General features: G+C 58.5%; 17 protein-coding genes. 14 read left to right on the top strand and 3 right to left on the bottom strand.

The window, feature by feature from the left end:
• Positions 1 to 432: 432 nt before the first annotated feature.
• The 12 genes from H8F23_RS16850 (at position 433) to H8F23_RS16795 (ending at position 13198) form a co-directional block, all read left to right on the top strand.
• Positions 433 to 1746: a tetratricopeptide repeat protein gene (locus tag H8F23_RS16850; RefSeq protein WP_194935130.1), complete on the top strand. Its 1314-nt coding sequence runs from the start codon at positions 433 to 435 to the stop codon at positions 1744 to 1746.
• Complete coding sequence (locus H8F23_RS16845; protein ID WP_194935129.1) at positions 1743 to 2177, top strand: VOC family protein; 435 nt, start codon at positions 1743 to 1745, stop codon at positions 2175 to 2177. Before H8F23_RS16850 ends, H8F23_RS16845 begins: the two co-directional genes overlap by 4 nt.
• Complete coding sequence (locus tag H8F23_RS16840) at positions 2171 to 3295, top strand: PQQ-binding-like beta-propeller repeat protein (protein WP_194935128.1); 1125 nt, start codon at positions 2171 to 2173, stop codon at positions 3293 to 3295. The genes H8F23_RS16845 and H8F23_RS16840 overlap by 7 nt, the downstream gene beginning before the upstream one ends.
• A gap of 36 nt (positions 3296 to 3331) precedes the next feature.
• Entirely contained in the window at positions 3332 to 3979 is a 648-nt protein-coding gene (locus H8F23_RS16835; RefSeq protein ID WP_194935127.1) for a class I SAM-dependent methyltransferase, read from the top strand.
• Between the two features lie 73 nt (positions 3980 to 4052).
• Positions 4053 to 4871 carry a hypothetical protein gene (locus H8F23_RS16830; RefSeq protein ID WP_194935126.1) on the top strand — a complete coding sequence of 273 codons (819 nt, stop codon included), beginning with the start codon at positions 4053 to 4055 and terminating at the stop codon, positions 4869 to 4871.
• Between the two features lie 81 nt (positions 4872 to 4952).
• Positions 4953 to 5939, top strand: coding sequence for an ABC transporter ATP-binding protein (locus tag H8F23_RS16825; protein ID WP_194935125.1), 987 nt, complete (start codon positions 4953 to 4955; stop codon positions 5937 to 5939).
• On the top strand, positions 5939 to 6742 hold the full coding sequence (locus H8F23_RS16820; protein ID WP_194935124.1) for an ABC transporter permease: 804 nt from the start codon (positions 5939 to 5941) through the stop codon (positions 6740 to 6742). The genes H8F23_RS16825 and H8F23_RS16820 overlap by 1 nt, the downstream gene beginning before the upstream one ends.
• A complete protein-coding gene (locus H8F23_RS16815) occupies positions 6739 to 7527 on the top strand; it encodes an ABC transporter permease (protein ID WP_194935123.1) in 789 nt (262 codons plus the stop codon). Before H8F23_RS16820 ends, H8F23_RS16815 begins: the two co-directional genes overlap by 4 nt.
• A 63-nt stretch (positions 7528 to 7590) precedes the next feature.
• A complete protein-coding gene (locus H8F23_RS16810) occupies positions 7591 to 8391 on the top strand; it encodes an amidohydrolase family protein (RefSeq protein ID WP_194935122.1) in 801 nt (266 codons plus the stop codon).
• Positions 8349 to 9956 carry a M20/M25/M40 family metallo-hydrolase gene (locus tag H8F23_RS16805; RefSeq protein WP_194935121.1) on the top strand — a complete coding sequence of 536 codons (1608 nt, stop codon included), beginning with the start codon at positions 8349 to 8351 and terminating at the stop codon, positions 9954 to 9956. Before H8F23_RS16810 ends, H8F23_RS16805 begins: the two co-directional genes overlap by 43 nt.
• Before the next feature lie 108 nt (positions 9957 to 10064).
• Entirely contained in the window at positions 10065 to 12770 is a 2706-nt protein-coding gene (locus H8F23_RS16800) for an AAA domain-containing protein (RefSeq protein WP_194935120.1), read from the top strand.
• A gap of 65 nt (positions 12771 to 12835) precedes the next feature.
• On the top strand, positions 12836 to 13198 hold the full coding sequence (locus H8F23_RS16795) for a metal-binding protein (RefSeq protein WP_194935119.1): 363 nt from the start codon (positions 12836 to 12838) through the stop codon (positions 13196 to 13198).
• Between the two features lie 86 nt (positions 13199 to 13284).
• Here H8F23_RS16795 and alaE read toward each other — a convergent pair whose 3' ends face one another.
• Together alaE and H8F23_RS16785 are read right to left on the bottom strand one after the other, a co-directional pair.
• Complete coding sequence (alaE, locus tag H8F23_RS16790) at positions 13285 to 13746, bottom strand: L-alanine exporter AlaE (protein WP_194935118.1); 462 nt, start codon at positions 13744 to 13746, stop codon at positions 13285 to 13287.
• 38 nt (positions 13747 to 13784) lie between these two features.
• Positions 13785 to 14708 carry a LysR family transcriptional regulator gene (locus H8F23_RS16785; RefSeq protein WP_194935117.1) on the bottom strand — a complete coding sequence of 308 codons (924 nt, stop codon included), beginning with the start codon at positions 14706 to 14708 and terminating at the stop codon, positions 13785 to 13787.
• A gap of 178 nt (positions 14709 to 14886) precedes the next feature.
• Here H8F23_RS16785 and H8F23_RS16780 point away from each other — a divergent pair, with 178 nt between their 5' ends.
• Positions 14887 to 15534, top strand: coding sequence for a hydrolase (locus H8F23_RS16780; protein ID WP_194935116.1), 648 nt, complete (start codon positions 14887 to 14889; stop codon positions 15532 to 15534).
• 166 nt (positions 15535 to 15700) lie between these two features.
• Positions 15701 to 15955 carry a hypothetical protein gene (locus H8F23_RS16775; RefSeq protein ID WP_194935115.1) on the top strand — a complete coding sequence of 85 codons (255 nt, stop codon included), beginning with the start codon at positions 15701 to 15703 and terminating at the stop codon, positions 15953 to 15955.
• A 62-nt stretch (positions 15956 to 16017) separates the two neighbouring features.
• Here the strand turns inward: H8F23_RS16775 and H8F23_RS16770 are convergent, their stop codons facing one another.
• Entirely contained in the window at positions 16018 to 17316 is a 1299-nt protein-coding gene (locus tag H8F23_RS16770) for a carbohydrate porin (RefSeq protein ID WP_194935114.1), read from the bottom strand.
• Between the last annotated feature and the right edge of the window lie 72 nt (positions 17317 to 17388).

Below are 17388 nucleotides of genomic sequence, written 5' to 3'. Positions count from 1 at the left end.
TTAAATCATTGATACACGTCGAAAAACACCAACGGAACTAACTAGAAGGTTCGTTTGGCCCTGGCGCGTGCCTCTCACAAACTTCCTTGACGTATCTTCGGACGACAGCTAAATCTTACGTCGCTGCAATTTGCAGCAAACTTTAAATCACATGGAGACAGTGAAATGATCAAATATCAAAGCGTACAAAATCGGATGCTGTCGGCGCTGTTCATCCTCTGAGAAGCAGTAACTTCCATTTCGGCCGCATTGAAAGATTCGGTCGTGAACGAAGTAACGGAATCGCATGGATAGGCCATGCATACTTTTAAAAAGGAGCTTCAACATGATTAAGTTCAATAGCGTACAGAACCGAATCCTTTCGGCACTGTTCATCCTCTGATTGTCCGCTGTACACAAGATACCGGTGTCTTGTGAGGTACGGCCGAAGCATTGTTTCGGCCGTATTTAATCTCGACAGCGCAGTTTCTACATGTCATTAGGGAAAGTGATATGCACAGCAAATTGGACGATGCTTTTTCGCGCGCCGTGTTTTTCTATGATGACTCAGGCGCCCATCCGACGAATTGGTCGCGCTCCGTGTGTGCGGGGCTAGCGGAGCAGAACTTCGATGAGGTGCCTTACCGGGTGCCTCAACTGCTTGAGCCCTCAACGCTGATTGAAGTGGCGCAGCGCCACGCAATCGGTGTCGACGAACTGGAGTTTTTTTCCTACCCGATGGATGGCCCGGTGACCAAGGTCAAGTGGTTGGCCGACATGCTGGAGTGGGCCCCGCCAGTGCAGAAATTGAGCCTCGCGCAATGTCTGGCCGCCAGTTGCAGGTACCGTTACGCCAATCAGGTCCTGACGAAAATCCCTTACGAGGCACTGTTTCCCGACCAGCGTGTGACATTTCATCTGACCCGGTTTGCCATTCAGAACCGTCTTGAAATGACCACTTCGCATCAGCAAGACTTCACTGCGCTCAAGGCATTGCTACAGGCTCAACGTATGCCACCGTCCAGGGTTCTGGACGTTTGCTCGCAGGCGATTGTCTGGAAACTGAAAGGCGATTCCATCGATGATGAATTGAATAAATGGTTCATCGACGCTGGCGAAAAGGCCGCCCGGCAGATTGCTTCGAGCGACGCGCCGGTGGATCTGGTTTCGCTGTCATCGTTCTATCGCGGACTGGCCATGGTGCCGGCAGCCCGGGGCGATGTGGCAACCACGCGGCAATACATGCTGCTGGCCGAAGAATATGCCGATGCGGTCATCCGTGGAGAAAAAGGCGCGAGTATTCCGGCAAGGGAAGCGCGCAAGACTGTTTACGAATCCAAGCTCAAGGAAATGCTCTATGTCGCCCGCGACATCGAGAGCGCACGCCAGGTGGCCGACGAGTTGATCGCCTACGATCCTCACTGGAGCATTTCCTATCACGAGGCTGCTGAAATCGAAGTCAAGGATCAGCAGTGGCAGCGTGCGTTGCAACGTTATCAGCAAGCTTACGATATCGGTTTTCCACGCGTGACGTATTCGCAGTACATGATCGGTGCCTGTCATCAGCAAATGGGTAACTTCGATCAGGCACTGGCGGCATTCAAAGACACCTTGTCGCTGGACACGACCAATATATCCGCAGGCATCGCCGGTTATGAGGTTGCCTTACAGCACATTCCAGAACAATTACCTTTCTTCACGTCCTGCATCGACCGTTGGCAAGCTGACGGTATATTGCCCGACGAATATCGAGGGTTAGTCCAATGAGCGCTGCACTCGACAAGATCAAGATAGTTGCTGTGGATCATATTCAACTGGACGTCGCCGACATTGAAGAGAGTCGCGATTTTTATGCGCGCGTGTTTGGCTTCGAAGTCAAGGAAGTGGGCATTCGCGCATTTACCCGCTGGATGACGATCGGTGCCAATGAAACACTTTACTTGTGCATGCATGAATATGCAGAAGGCCGCGGCGTAAAAAACGACGGACTGGAAATTACCCACTTCGGGATTTTAGTAGAAGACTTCGATCGGGTGCTGACGCAACTTCGCGATCACGGCGTACAGTTGCTGCCGGACTATGAAGTTCAATACCATTCTTCACGTTCCGTTTATTTTATTGATCCTAACGGTTACAAAGTCGAAATCTCCGAGAAGTACGGCGGCGGTATTGAAAGTGCCAGGCACACCTCATGCTGAACGGACCCGCAACGGCATATGCGCAGCACCTGCAAAGCACTTGGTACAAAAACAACCAGGCGCTGCGCAGCCACAGACCCTGGCGCGAAACTTCGTACAAGAACTGGCAGGCTCCTCCTGCTTTTCAACGCACGGTTTCCTGCGACGAGAGGGTATGGAGCATTCCCGGCAGGATCGCTGATGACCGGATTCTGTTCGGCTGCTGGGACAACAGCTTGCAGTGCGTACGCTTGAGTGACGGCGAGCCGCAGTGGCGGTTTGCGACTCAGGGACCGGTCTATAGCTCGCCTGCCGTGTCGGCGGACGGCAGTTTCGTCGTGGGCTGCGAGGACCATCTGCTACGTCGCATAACCCGTGACGGCGAATGCCTGTGGACGTTTCAGGCGCAAGGGCCGTTTCACGCCAGCCCGACCATCGACTCCGCCAGACATATCGTCTACGCCGGCAGCTACGACCATACGCTCTACGCCGTCGACCACGCTTCGGGCACGTTGCTGTGGAAGCAGTCGTTTGACGAGCAGGTTGAGGATGACCTCTATAGCTCGCCGGCACTGGACGGGAACGGCAATGTCATTGTCGGTACAGACAATGTGCTGATGTGCTTCAGCCCCGAAGGCGAGGAGCGCTGGCGAATTACCGAAACCAGCCGGTTTGAAGGCACTGCTGCGATCGATCATGCCTCGGGGCGCGGGATCATCGGCACCGAAGTCGACGGCAAGATCATTGTCTTCGATGCTGCCGACGGTACGGTGCTGCGGCAATTTCACACCGACGGTTTCGTGGTCTCGTGTCCGAGTCTGTCACCGGAAGGTGTGGCGTACGTCGGTAGCAATGACGGTCACGTGTACGGCATTGATCTGCACAGCCTGAAGATGTTGTGGCGGGTCAATCTCGCCTGCGAGTTCCGCTACACACCCTTTACCGTGCTGCCAAGCGGCGACGCGTTGTTCGTCGGCACCGACGAGCGTTTGCACTGCCTGGCGCAACATAGCGGACAAACCTTGTGGCAACTGGAGCACGACACGGGATTTCATTCCTCTCCGTTGCTCACTGATGATGGGCACCTGGTGATTGGCTCGCACCGTAACGCTGTGCATTTTTATCAATGGATCCGCTAGCGTGGATCGAACCCCGGCAGTAAACAGGAGTGTTGGATGAGTCACGAACTGCAAGTCGAGACGCTCTTCGACGAATGGGCCATCGAGGATGGCGCGGTGGACATGGCGCGCGAGCATTGGGCACGGGTCGAGCCGGTATTGTCCGCGCTTGAATCGTCTACAGGTCGCTACCTGGAGATCGGTCCGGGCAACGGATATGCCCTGGAGTATATGACTCGCTCGAAGTTTGCAAACGGCTATTGCCGGGCTGTGGAGCTCAGTCAGGAAATGGCGCGCATGTGCAGAACCAGAGTCGAGGATTGCAACAATGTCGACATCGATGTCGAGAGTTTCATGAACTGGCGCCCACCGGCGGGCATGCAGTTTGAGCTGATTTTTTCCATGGAGGTGTTCTATTACTTCGAAGACGTCACCGCCGCTATCGAAAAAGCCGCCGGCCTGCTGGCGCCCGGTGGCGAGCTGATTGTCATGGTGGACTATTACGAAGAAAGCGAAGAGTCGCAGGGATGGGAGCAAGAGCTGGAGGTCAAGCTGACACGCTGGTCACGCAGCCGATTCCTCGAAGCTTTCGAAGCGGCTGGCCTGCAAGCCGTCAGCCAGGAGGAGAAACGTGGTGGTGTGCACGAGCATGGCGTAACGCTCTGCACCCGAGGCACAAAAGCCTCGACAGGCGTAGCTGCGTGACGCAGCGCAAAAAACCATTGCGGCAGTCGCCAGGTGTAGCGGGTGAGCGATGTGCTTTGCGGGGAAGGCGCCGGTGATTTCCCATCTGGATCACGTCGTCTACCCCGTGTCGCAAGGCTTGTTCGATGAGGTCATCGGTCAGTTCACTCGCGCAGGCTTCATGGCGCATACGCGACAAGTGCGTCACGATGATGGCCGCGTCAGCGCATTCTTCCGCTTGAGCGGCGGGTATCTGGAGTTCTGCACGGGCAATGCGCCGGGGAGCGATCGAGGCTGTTCAATCTGGCTGTGTTCAACGGATCTGGTGGCACATCTGGCGTGCCTTTTGCCCTCGCAGCGCGCAGCCCTGACTCTGACGGCCAAGGCTCCGGCGGGGGAGACAGCGCCGGCCTGGCTGATCGCCAACTTACCCGCCGGTGATACGGGCGATGTCAGTGTGTCGCTCATCGAGTACGTGCGCGGCATCGGTGGCGACCTTGCCACTCAAGTTTCGGATAACGGTTTGTTTGCGCTCGGCGGAGTGTCATTGCTCTGTGCCCGGCCGAAGCAGGAACAACACCATTACTTCACACACCTGGATGACCGGGTCAGCATCGCAATGGAGCCGGGACGCTTGATGATCGGCCAGCAGCGTCTGGCCTTTCTTGAGCGTCAGGCGTTACCTGGCAACGCGTCGACCGCTCTGATGGCGGCGCCGTGTCTGGTGCACCTGATCACGGTCGACGTCGATCGGACGAAGGCGTTGCTGCAGGCGGCCGGTTTCAAACTGCAAGAAGTACTCGGCCTCGGCCTGTTGGCCCGATCGAGTCTGGCGCCTGCGGTTTGCCTGGTGATCGACGACGGTTTGTCTGTGCAAGCCCATCACGATCAACTGCTGGCTCGCCGTGGCTGAGTACGCCAACATACAGGGATCGCCACCGTTACATGCTGGCGTGTTGACCGAAGTGAAGGATGCGGGATTTCAAGGATAGGTATGTCAAAAGCAATCGAGCTGTGTGGTATCAGCAAGGTTTACGAGGTTTACCGGGCCCGTGACGACCAGTCGCGCAGCCTGTTGCGTTACTTTCGTCGCGAGAAGACGTACGTGCCGGCTGTTACGGATGTTTCCTTCTCGATAGACGCGGGTGAAGTGGTCGGTTTTCTCGGCGGTAATGGCGCGGGCAAGACCACCACGCTGAAAATGCTCTCGGGTATCGTGCGACCGAGCGGCGGCCATCTTTCGGTATTGGGCCATGACCCGTTCAAGCGGCGCGCGGAGTTCCTCAAGTCGATTGCCCTGGTGATGGGGCAAAAGCAGCAACTGACATGGGATCTGCCGGCGCTGGAGTCCTTCCATCTTCATGGTGCGCTGTACGATATTGCGCCTGTCGAATGCAGGCGCCGGATCGATGAGCTGTGCCAGTTGCTGTCGGCCGGTGACATCATTCGGCGTCCAGTCAGGAAGCTGTCGCTGGGCGAGCGGATGAAATGCGAGCTCATCCTGTCGCTGCTGCATCGCCCGAGTATCCTGTTTCTCGACGAGCCGACCATCGGCCTCGATCTGGAGATGCAGGTCGCCATCCGCAAATTCCTCCTTGAGTACAATCGCGAGTCCGGCGCCACGATTATTCTCACCTCACATTACATGGCGGACATCGAGGCATTGGCCAACCGCGTCATTGTGCTGGATCAGGGACGCGTGGTGTTCGATGGCGCACGTCAGGCACTGGTCAAGGCGCACGTCAATGAACGCCAGGTCAGCCTGCGCTTTTCCTCGCAAGTGGGCAGTGACGAACTGAGCGTTTACGGCACTCTGCTCAGTCTGGACAGTGATAGTGCCGAGCTGTTGGTGCCTGAAGAGCAATTCGCCGACACCGTGGCGCAACTGCTGGCGAACTTTCCGGTGACAGACATCTCGATCCAGACGCCCTCCCTGGAGCAGGCGTTTCCGCGCCTGCTGCTGCCAAAGGAGCACGCGTAATGGTTGGGCTGGCTTCGTGGCCCGGCATTGCCGGACGCCTGCTGCGCACAAGCGTGCTGGTGACCGTGGTCTACCGGGCGCAGTTGTTTGTCTGGTTGATCAGCGGCGTCGCACCGTTGTTCATGATGATGATCTGGTGGGAGCTGTCACGGGACAAGGTCATCGGCGGTTATGCGCCCAGTGATTTCGTGGCGTATTTCCTCGGCATCTATCTGGTCAGACAGCTGACTGCCGTATGGGTCATCTTCGTTCTGAACGACGAAATCCGCCAAGGCACGCTGTCCGGTCGACTGCTGAAACCGGTCGCACCTTTCTGGTTTCACGTGGCAGAGCATTTGGGGCAGATGGTGGTGCGCGCACCGATCGTCATCACCGTGTTCTGTGTCGGCGCCTCGTTGTTTGCCATCGACCTGGCAGCTGTCGCCTGGCGATTACCGTTGTTCCTCGTCTCGCTGGTGCTGGCCTGGATCATTATTTTCCATATCTATTACTGCGTCGGCCTGCTTGCGTTCTGGATGGCCAATTCGCTGGCGCTGGATGCAATGGTCTGGTCGATGTACACGGTGCTGGGCGGCATGCTGATTCCGGTTGACCTGTTTCCCGAAGCGACCCGTCATCTGGTGGCGCTGCTGCCGTTTTCCGCCTCACTGGATTTTCCGGTCAAGGTGCTGATCGGCAAGGCCGCCGACGGCGATCTGCTGCAGGGGTTTGCGGTGCAACTGTTCTGGGTGGTGCTGCTGGTGGGGCTGCGTCGGGGGCTGTGGCGCCAAGGGTTGAAGCGTTTTTCGGGGGCCGGCATATGAACCTGCGACCGTTGAAAGTGCTGCTGGCGCTGATCAGGCATTCGATGCTTGCGGAACTGGAGTTTCGTATCAATGCCGTCACCAATGCCCTGAACACGGTGGTCGGGATGCTCCTGGCGCTGTACTTCCTTGATGCCATGTTCAGCGAAGTCGGAAGTCTGGGCGGCTGGAACCTGCATCAGGTACTGGCGCTGTTCGGCGTGGCTCTGGTGCTGGAAGGTTTGCTTGAGGTCTGGCTGTTTCCGAGCCTGCATGCGCTGTCGGAGCAAGTGCGCACCGGGGATCTGGACTACATGCTGGTGCGCCCGGTCGACAGCCAGTTTCTGGTGTCATGCTCGAAAATCAGCCTTTGGGAACTGCCCCGCGTATTGATCGGGCTCGCGGTCGTTGTGTATGCGATGCACAGCGAAGGTGCGCTAGGGCTGGGCAATCTCGCGGCGTTTCTGGGGTTGATGGCGGCAGGGGTGGCGATCTTCTACTCGTTGTTTCTGATTACCTGCACCTTGTCGATCTGGTTTGTGAAGATCGGTGATGTCTGGATCATCAGCTACACGCTCATGGAGATCGCGCGGTTTCCGGTCACGGCGTTTCCGCAGACGGTCCGCATGGTCCTGACGTTTCTGGTCCCGGTGTATTTCGTTTCCAATGTCCCGGTAGCGGCGGCGATGGGCATGGTCGGCTGGCAGGAAGTCATGGGCGCGCTGCTTTTTGCCGTCGCGTTTGTTTGTCTGTCACGGGTGTTCTGGCTGTTTGCGCTGCGCTCTTACAGCAGTGCCAGCAGCTAGCGCTTGAGAAACCGCGCAACTGGATGCGCGGCAATGAGGGTCGTCTACACAAGGAAGTCTTCGATGAGTCGTTATTCCGGGCCTGTTTTCGACGCGCATGTGCATACCGAATTTGCGCGAGCTGACAGTCTGCAAGCATTCAAGGCGCTGCAAGCGCGCTTCGACATCCGCGCATCCGTAACGGATTCGCATAACCCCGGTTGCGATGCCGGGCAGTTGCAGGCGCTGGGCGTGGCCAGGTGCGCGGTCATCGCTCAGCCTGAGTGGTCGCCAGAGTCGCTGGCGCAGGGACTGGCGCGCGGTATCTATGGGGCCATCAAAATCAATCTGGGATTTATGCACGTGCATGCTGACGATCCCAGGCTCATGCCGCTGTACGCTCTGGCGCGTGAGTTTGATGTTCCTGTGCTGTTCCACAGTGGCGACACAGGCTGGCATCGCTCCAAGCTCAAGTACGCCCATCCACTCAGCTTGGACGAGGTCATCGTGGACCACCCGGACGTGAACTTCGTTCTGGTTCACAGCGGTAACCCGTGGTTTACCGATGCCGCTGTGCTGGCGGCGAAAAACCACAATGTCTGGCTCGAACTGAGTTCGATCATCGAAGGATCGCTAAGCGACGTTTCGCAAGCCACGCTTGGCCGATTGATGGTCGAACCGATCCGCTGGATGCTCGATTACACCGGCAAACCGGAGCGGTTCCTCTTCGGATCGGGCTGGCCCAGCGTCGACTACCCTGGCTACGTGGCCGCGTGCGCCAGTGCCATCGACGAGCAGTATCACCGGCAAGTGTTCTTTGACAACGCCGCACGACTGTTCAAGTGGCCGGCGGAAGGGGAGCCGACATGCGACGCGCGCTCCTGAAAAAAACCAGGCAAAAAAACTCTCGTGCCCCGGTGTTTCGCGGTTACCTGAAAAACAAGCTGCATGCGGCAGCGCTCGCCGACGCCTGTCGAACCCTGGCCGGCGCCCGTTTTGCCGGGCGCGGGGCAGGGGAGCCGGGTGCGTGGCGAGCCTCCCTGTGGATTGCGCGAAAAGTACGGGCACTGGGGTTGACGCCCTGGCAGGGCCGCCGGGGCCTGTTCCAGTCAGTACCCCTCGGTTGCGCCACGGCGCGATCCGGCGCCGAAAGTTGTCGGACGATTATTCAGGGTGATACCCGCTACGACCTCGAACAGGACGATGAACTGCTGATTCGCTCACAGCAAACCAGGGTTTGGCTCGACCACGCGCCTTTGGTCTTTGTCGGCTATGGCATTGTCGCTGCGCAGTTCGACTGGGACGATTACGCCGGACTGGATGTCGTCGGCAAAGTGGTCGTGGTGTTACCCAATGATCCTGGACGCAACAGCCCGGGAGGCGAACTGTTCCTCGGCCAGCGCATGAGTTACTACGGGCGCTGGGAATACAAATACGAGGAAGCGGCCCGCCAGGGTGCGGCGGGCGTCATTATCGTCCACACCGATGAACTGTTCGGCAGCGCGTTTCACCTTGTGCAGGACGAAATGCGCCGGCCGTTTCGCTTTCTTCCGCACGCTGTGCGCAGTCGGCTGGATTTCGAAGGGTTCTGCAGCGAACGGTTTGCCCGGCGATTGTTAGCCGACGGCGGTGTTGACCTTGATGCATTCATCGCTGCCCCCAGGCCAATCGCGGGACGCCCCTGCCGGCTCGATGCACACCTGCAACTGCGGCTCGATTGCGACATTGTCATTCGGCATTGCCGGAATGTGCTGGCGATGAAAAAGGGCCGACTGTTTCCCCGCCAGTGTGTCCTGTTCTGCGCGCACCTGGATCACCTCGGCAAAACCGCCGACGGCAGAGGCTATTACCCCGGCGCTGTCGATAACGCGATCGGTGTGGGGGTCTTGCTTGAGCTGGCCAGGCGTCTGTCCGCCACGGCGCCGCTGCGGCGCACGGTGCTCTTTGCCTGGACGTCTGCCGAGGAGGTCGGAATGCACGGTTCCGCACGGGTCGCACAGTTGATCCGCGAGACGGGGCTGGATGTGGTGGCGGCGCTCAATGTCGATGGTTTCGTACCGATTGGCAGGACCCGTGACCTGTTTCTGGTGGACGGCGATCAGTCCGATTTGCCCGAGGTGTTTGTCAGCGCTGCCCACACCCTCGGGCGCAAAATCAGCCTCGATGAAGAGCCTTCGGCGGGATATTTTTTTCGCTCCGATCAGGCAAGTTTCGCCAAAATTGATATCCCCACGGTGCAGGTGAGCACTGGCGACGATTTGCTCAAAGGAGGCATTGAGGAAGGCATCAAGCGGCATGATTTCTATGACTCGAACACCTACCACCGCACATCCGATACGTTCAACCGCTACTGGGATTTCGCCAGCCTCATCGCCGACGTCGACGTCCTTGAAGAAACCCTGCATCTGCTCGGCGACTCGTCACTGCGTCCGGCGCTGCGGGCGCGTTAACGGCCGGGCTATCGACCTTGCAGGCAATGATGGCAATATGTCACCTCTTGGAGAGGTAGCGTCCGGCGCGAAGCGAAGCCGGATGTCATGCGTATAGGGACGAGGAATATGGCTTCGATTCAGATGGATGGTGAGGACAAAACCGCAAAGATCAGCGACTGGGCGATTCGCTGGAGCGACAAGGACGCATTTCTGGAGCTGACCTGTCACTACCCCTCCAGGAAAAAATACACCCGCCCGCTCAGTGATTGCCTGGTTTCACCCACCCGCGAGTTGAGCAATGCCTTGCTGCACCAGCGCGGCAGCACCAAGCCCATCGCCAGCGCTACGATTTACGGTGAGCGCTATGCCGTTGTGCACTACCCGGACAGTAAAAAGCCCTATGTCTACAAGATGGACGGCATCGGCTTTTCCGCTCCGACACCGATGAAGGACACGCCGGTCTTCCGCTACCTCGCTACCGTGGCGAGCGCCCGACAGCATCACGCCAAGTCGCAGAATGATCGTGAAATTGCCGACAATGTGGTGCGCCAGCTCGAAAAACTGCCGGCCATCGCTGGCACAGCCTTGCAAGCCTACTGTACCGGGCGCAACGGCACGCTGGCGCCGGGGCAGGGGCTCATCTATCCATTCGGCCTGAACGAGAGTCAGCTTCAGGCCGTCGAGCGGGCATTCAGCGCGCAAGTCAGCGTAATCGAAGGCCCGCCAGGCACCGGCAAGACCCAGACAATCCTCAACGTCCTTGCCAATATTCTGCTACGTGGGCAGACGGTCGCGGTGTTGTCCAACAACAATGCTGCCGTGGAAAACGTCTACGAAAAACTGGAGAAATACGGCCTGGGCCACTTGGTCGCGAAGCTTGGCAACCAGGACAAACGCAAGGCCTTCTTCGCCGATCTGCCTGCGTGGCCGTCAAGTGCGCCGGAGCCGGCACTGTCCCTGGATGAGATTCAGGCCTTGCTGGCCCGTTTGAAACAGCATCTCCAAAACCACAACAGGGCGGCGCAGCTGCAAATCGAGCTGGACGAGTTGGTCATCGAGCGACGCTACCTGCAGCAGTGGCAGGCAGAAAGCGCTGTGCCGATCACAGGCTCGCTCGACAAATACGGCCTGACGCCGCGCAAGACGGCGGACCTCATGGCCTACCTGGCTTACCTCGGCGAGCAGCGCATTCATCTCAAAGACCGTATCGAGCTACTGTTCAAATTCAGGATTTTTCGCACCAGGCCATTTGCCGACGGCGAGGCGCGGATGGCCGTTTTCCATGCACTGCAAATGCATTATTACGACCAGTCGCTGCGCGACAAAGAAGCGCAGCTGCGCGAGTGTCGCGAAGCATTGGCACGCGCGAATTTCACGGCGCTGCTCAACGAACTCACAACCGCTTCGATGCAGCATCTCAAGCGCCATATGCAACTTCAGGTAATGCCGTCGGACAGCTTTGATGTCAAAACCTACCATGAGCGTTTCGATACCTTTATGCAGCGCTTCCCAATCCTGGGCAGCGGCACGCACTCCATCGTCAATTCGATCGCGCCGGGAGCGGTCCTCGACTACGTGATCATCGACGAAGCCTCTTTGCAGGACATCGTGCCGGGCATCCTGCCCCTGGGCTGCGCCAAGAACCTGATCGTCGTGGGCGACAACCGCCAGTTGCCGCATATCCCTGTGAAACTTGGGCTTCAAGCGCCTGCGGAGGCCTACGATTGCGAGCGCTACAGCTTGCTGGATTCATGCATTGCCGTGTTCCAGGACGCACTGCCCAGAACCCTGCTGAAAGAACATTACCGCTGCCACCCCAGGATCATCCAGTTCTGCAACCAGCAGTTCTACGACAACGCATTGGTGCCGATGACCGAGGACAACGGCGAAGAACCCCTGCGCCTGGTGGTGACCGCCAAGGGCAACCACGCCAGGCAGAACACCAACCTTCGGGAACTGGACTCTCTGTTGAAGGTGCTTGAGGAGGAAGGGCAACCCGTCGGAACAGACGGCGAAGGCCGCGGTTACATTGCCCCGTACAGGGCACAAGTCAGCCTGTCCGGCACGCACTTGCCGGCGGATTTCGTCAAGGACACCGTGCACAAGTTTCAGGGGCGCGAATGCGACGAGATCGTGTTTTCCACCGTGCTCGACAAGAAACGCTACAACCAGGCGCGTACACGCCTGGATTTCGTCGACGACCCCCGCATGATCAACGTGGCCGTTTCGCGGGCCAAACATCGCTTTACCCTGGTGACCGGCGACGAGGTGTTCACGGACAACAATGGGCATATCGCCGCGCTGATTCGCTATATCAGCTATTACGCGCAAGACGAGCAGATCGTGCGCGCGCCCGTGGTGTCGGCATTCGACTTGCTGTACCGCGAGTACGATCAGTCTCTGGCACGCCTGGACGCCCGCTTGCGGCCCGAGGATTCACGCTACAGGTCCGAGCAGATCGTGGCACAGTTGCTGCGCGAAGCGCTGTCCGCCCCGGCGTGCCAGGCATTGAAGTACCACACACAGATCCAGCTGGATAAGCTTGCATCCCCGGTAGGCCTCGGCTGGACAGAGGAGCAGCGAGCGTTCATGCGGCGCGCCAGTTGCGATTTCGTGATTTATTTCAAAGTGGGCAAGCAACCGATAGGGGTGATCGAAGTCGATGGCGGCTACCATGACCGACCCGTGCAGGCCGCTCGGGACGCCATGAAAAACGAGATTCTGGCTAGAAGTGGCATTCCCATTCTGCGGCTGCGGACCGTTGAGAGTGATATTGAGCGCAGAATTGGCGACTTTATCGGGCAGTGGGCCAGTCTTGCGCATGGCACATAAGCACTGGGGCAGAGCCAGACGTTGACGGTGGAACGAGTAGCAGCAAGAAGATTTGGAGTGGAACCATGCAATGCACCTGCAACGGTCAAGACAACCTGGTAGATATCAGTCAGCGTTACACGGCGTTTGTCGCAGGAATGCGCTGCCTGGCAACGGGGGACTGGATCAAACTATTGCAATGTGCCGTGTGCGGGCAGCTTTGGCGAGCGGATGAGTGGGATAAATATCAAACCCTGTACGCCCGCAAACTGGACACGCCCGAGGGCTGGGAATCAGCTGAAATGGAATCTTTGATAAAGCTGCGCATCGTCGAGAATCATGGCGGTCTGGATACATCTGCTTGTCTGGCGAAGGATTGCCAGCAACCTGTACTCAAGGGAAGAGCCTATTGCGTTGACCACTTTTATGAAACCGGAGCAAGAGCATGAACTGCTGAAACTGGCCAGTAGAGCGGGATTAAAGAACAGATCACGTTTTTCTGAATGGGGTCTTCCCAGAAATTTTCCCCAGCCACTCAACCCTTCAACGACATCGGCTTGTCCCCACCCGGCGGCAAACCAAACAGCTTCCGCACCCGATTAAGAAACGCCCCATAAGGCCGCCCCAGAACCAGCATCATCACCGCCGCACCCAGCGTGCCGCGTACCAGTCCTTCACCCGATGCACCACTGAAGCCAATGATCGCGGCATAGATCGGCACCTGAAAACTGACCAGGGCGATGCTGTCCCATAACAACCTCGACACCCGACCCTGACTGGCGCGCTTCATTAACCAATCGCGCCAGATACCGTAAGGTCGCGCGACCGGAATCATCAGCACCGCGCCCAGCAGGCGCGCGTGCAGAACCTGATCCCACGCCATGCCAGCAATGAAACGTTCATTGATGATGCCGGTGGTGGTGAAAAACAGGATCAGCGCCGTGGTGTCTGCAATAAATGCAGTCCGACGCGTTGACTGTTGCAGGCGTTGCGGCACCTCAGTTCTCCTTTCATGGCTTCAGGACCGAACGTTCCTCAGCTGGACGCCGACACTTCATCGTGCTGTGACAGCGGCTGCACCGCGAGGTGCGGAGATTCGCCGAAGTACTCGATCAGCAGATCCGTGAGCACGCGGATCTTGCGCGCGGGATGCGCGCCTGGCGCGCGGAGGAGGTAGGCACCGGCGGGGGGCGGTGGATGGTTGGTCATGATCGGCACGAGTGCACCCGAGGCAATGTGTTCGTGGGTGAGGCAATCGGGCAAGTAGGCGACGCCGAGGCCGGCAGCCGCGGCTGCAGCGAGGGCCGTGCCGTTGTCAGCCTTGAAGCGTCCTTGCGGGCGAACCGTGATGACCTTGTCAGCCGCCATGAATTGCCAGGCTTCGGTGCCTTGCATAAGTGCCTGATGGGCGTGCAGTTCGTCCGGGGTTTCGGGGGCGCCGTGCGCTTTGATGTAGTCCGGGCTCGCGACGAGCTTGGTGTAGACCGGTCCGATACGCCTTGCGATCAAGTTGGAATCCTGCAGGTAACCCACGCGAATGGCGCAATCATAGCCCTCGGTAATCAGGTCAACGAAGCGATCGCTGTAGCAGGTCTGCATGTGCAACTGAGGATGACGGCGAGCCATTTCCGCCAGCACCGGGGCGAAGTGCGTTGGCCCGAACGACAACGGCACCGCCACGCGCAAGCGACCGCGCAGGGCGCCGGCGGGCAGGATGGTTTCTTTGGCGATGTCGATTTCGCTGCACACTCGGGCGGCGTAATCGCGAAACGTCGCGCCGGCTTCGGTGAGTGAAGCCCCGCGCGTGGAGCGTGCCAGCAATTGCACGTCGAGTTCCGCTTCAAGCCGCGCCAGCCGGCGGCTGACGATTGACTTCGAAACCCCCAGCCGCAGCGCTGCCTGTGAAATGCCCCCGGCATCGGCCACTTCGACGAAGGTTTGCAGTTCTTCGATATCCATTCTCGCGTTCCCCTTGGCGCGACACAGTTCGCCTCGGGATGCTACTACTGCAGCGAACAGGGGAACAGCACAATGGGTTTTCCAGGCACCGCGTCACGCGCGTGCATTCTGGAACCATTAGCCGCACGGGCTCCGGCCGTTTTACCGACGTGCGTTACCCATACAAAAGGACCTGCAAATGGCAAGCGAACCCATCCGTAACCCGCACACCGATCAACTCCTGACGCCCGACAATTCAGCGTTGATCATTATCGACTATCAACCGGTTCAGGTGTCTTCGATCCGCTCGATGCCACGGGATGAACTGGTCTTCAATATCACCAGCGTTGCGAAAGCGGCGCTCAACTACAACCTGCCGATCATCCACTCGACCGTCAATGTCGCGACCGGTCGCAACAAACCGCCGATTCAAGAGTTGCAAGCGGTACTCGGCCATCTGCCCACGTATGACCGCACGTCGATCAACAGTTGGGAGGACACCGGGTTCAAGCAGGCAGTCAAAGCACTCGGGCGCAAAAAACTGATCATGACCGCGCTGTGGACCGAAGCCTGCCTGACCTTCCCGGTGCTCGACGCCATTCAGGAAGGCTATGAAGTTTACGTGCCGGTCGATGCGGTGGGCGGCACGTCGCTCGCCGCGCACGAGGCAGCGTTGCGCCGAATGGAGCAGGCGGGGGCGAAGCTCATCAGCCGGGTACAGATGTACTGCGAACTGCAGCGCGACTGGGCGCGCGAGGTGACCGTGCCAGGCTTTATGGGCGTGTTCGAAAACTTCGACGGTTTCAATGCTGAAAAGGCGCTGGCAGCAGCGGGCAACAAGGCCTGATTCACGAGGTGTTGCTGAAGGTGGCGTGGGCGATAGCCGGCGCTGCCTTCATTTGGCCTGTTTCAACGCTTGAAAATAATCTGAACCGCTGTCGGAGCCGCTCGCCTAATGATTAGCTTGTGGTCAATCGCACAGGCGCTGTGTCAATAACGGCACACTCCGAGAGGTGGTCAACGTGGCTAAAGACGAAAAGAAAAGCAAAGACAAAGGTGATGCTTCGAAAGCCAGCAAGGATTTGAAAGACAAAAAGTCATCACCAGCGAAGAAATCAGCAGCGGCTTCGGCGCTTTCAAAGTCTTCCGACAAGAAAGACAAGAAGAAAGGCGCCGAGCCCAAGAAGTCGGCGAAAAAAGCCGACAGCAAGCCTGAGAAGGCCAAGGATTCGAAGAAGGCTGATAAGCCGGCTAAAAAGAAAAAGTGATCTTGAAGACAATAAAAAACCCGGCATTCAAACCGGGTTTTTTATTGCCGCTTTTCGGGGGCTCAGAGCGCTGCTTTCACCTGCAAACCAAACACCATTGCATTGTCGATGTCCTGTCCGGAAAACGCGCCCGGCTCAATGATGTACTGCACATTCGGGCGCAGCGTCAGCCAGGGCGTGGCCTGATAACCGTAGCCGAGTTCGATCAACTGCTCGGCGCTGTCCAGGTTCGGGAACGCCGTGCCGTTGTTCAATGCGGCGTCCTGCAGCACGTCGCGGCTGCGCGGGTTCGGTACGGCGCGACCATAACCCAGCGCTACGGTGTCACGCGGGCGACCTTCGAACGGTTTGTACAGGACCACGCCGGTGCCGTACCACTTGCTGAACGGTGACGCCGCTTCGCTGGCCGCCGAGTACTGACCGAACGCGTGCAAGCTGCGGCCTTCGGACGTCGACGAGCTCCAGACGGCCTGGTCGATCAGCAGATAATGACCGCCGCGACCGGACACTTCTTTGTCGCTGCCGATGCGTTTTACGTCGGAGCTGTCGTAGTAGTAGCCGAGCTTGTATTCGCCGGGCAGGGCGCCCGCGTGTTTGTAAACCAGCTCGATCGGTACCACGGTGCCGGTGGTGTGTTTCGGATCAAGGTGCCAGGCGCGGCTCGAGTTGCCGTTGCTTTCCGGGTCGACGTTGAACGCGGCCACGCGCAGTTGCCACGAGGACGACAGGTCGTATTTCACCCGCACGCCGAGGCGCGCGTTGGGATAGTTGGTCCAGCCGCTGCCGCCGGACATGTTCAGCGGATGGCCGCAGAAACCGGCGTTCATGAAGTTGCATAGAATGCCGCTGTCGAGGCCGCCGAGGTCGTTGCCCATGGCCATGTAGCCGAGTTTCACATTGAGCGCTGGAGTGAACAGCGTGCGCTCGTAACTCAGTTCGGTCAGGCGCGTATAGAGGCCGCCGTAGTTTTCCTGGATCGGCAGACGGTTGCCGACCAGATCTTCCGAGGCGCTGTTGCCGCGACGATCGTTGATGGTCAGCTGGACCTTGCCGGCGTTGTCGACGCCGTACAGCTTGCTCAGGTCGAACTGCACGCCGAGCTTGATGTTCTGCGAGTAGCGCGCCGAGCGATGCAGGCCGCCGTCGGCGTTGTAAGCCATTTCGCCGCTGTAGTCGCCGGTGAATTTGATGCCTTGCTCATCCATTTGGTGACGCAAGCCACCCCAGTCGCCGGTGAGGGTGCTACGGGTCAACAGATCGGAGTCGTTGTCGGCCAGCGCGGGGAGGGCGGTGGTGCACGTCAGGCCCAGCAACAGGCCTTTGAACAGATCGGAACGGGAAAAACCAACAGCCGATAGCATGTAAATCTTCCTGCAAAAAACATGAGCAATAGGGGGAAAGCAGCGCGGCACCCGAAGGTGCCGCGCTTTACG

It is taken from the genome of Pseudomonas neuropathica (assembly GCF_015461835.1).
Taxonomy (GTDB): Bacteria; Pseudomonadota; Gammaproteobacteria; order Pseudomonadales; family Pseudomonadaceae; genus Aquipseudomonas; species Aquipseudomonas neuropathica.
The sequence above is the reverse complement of the archived record's forward strand: the minus strand, read 5'-3'. Positions and strand labels throughout refer to the sequence as shown.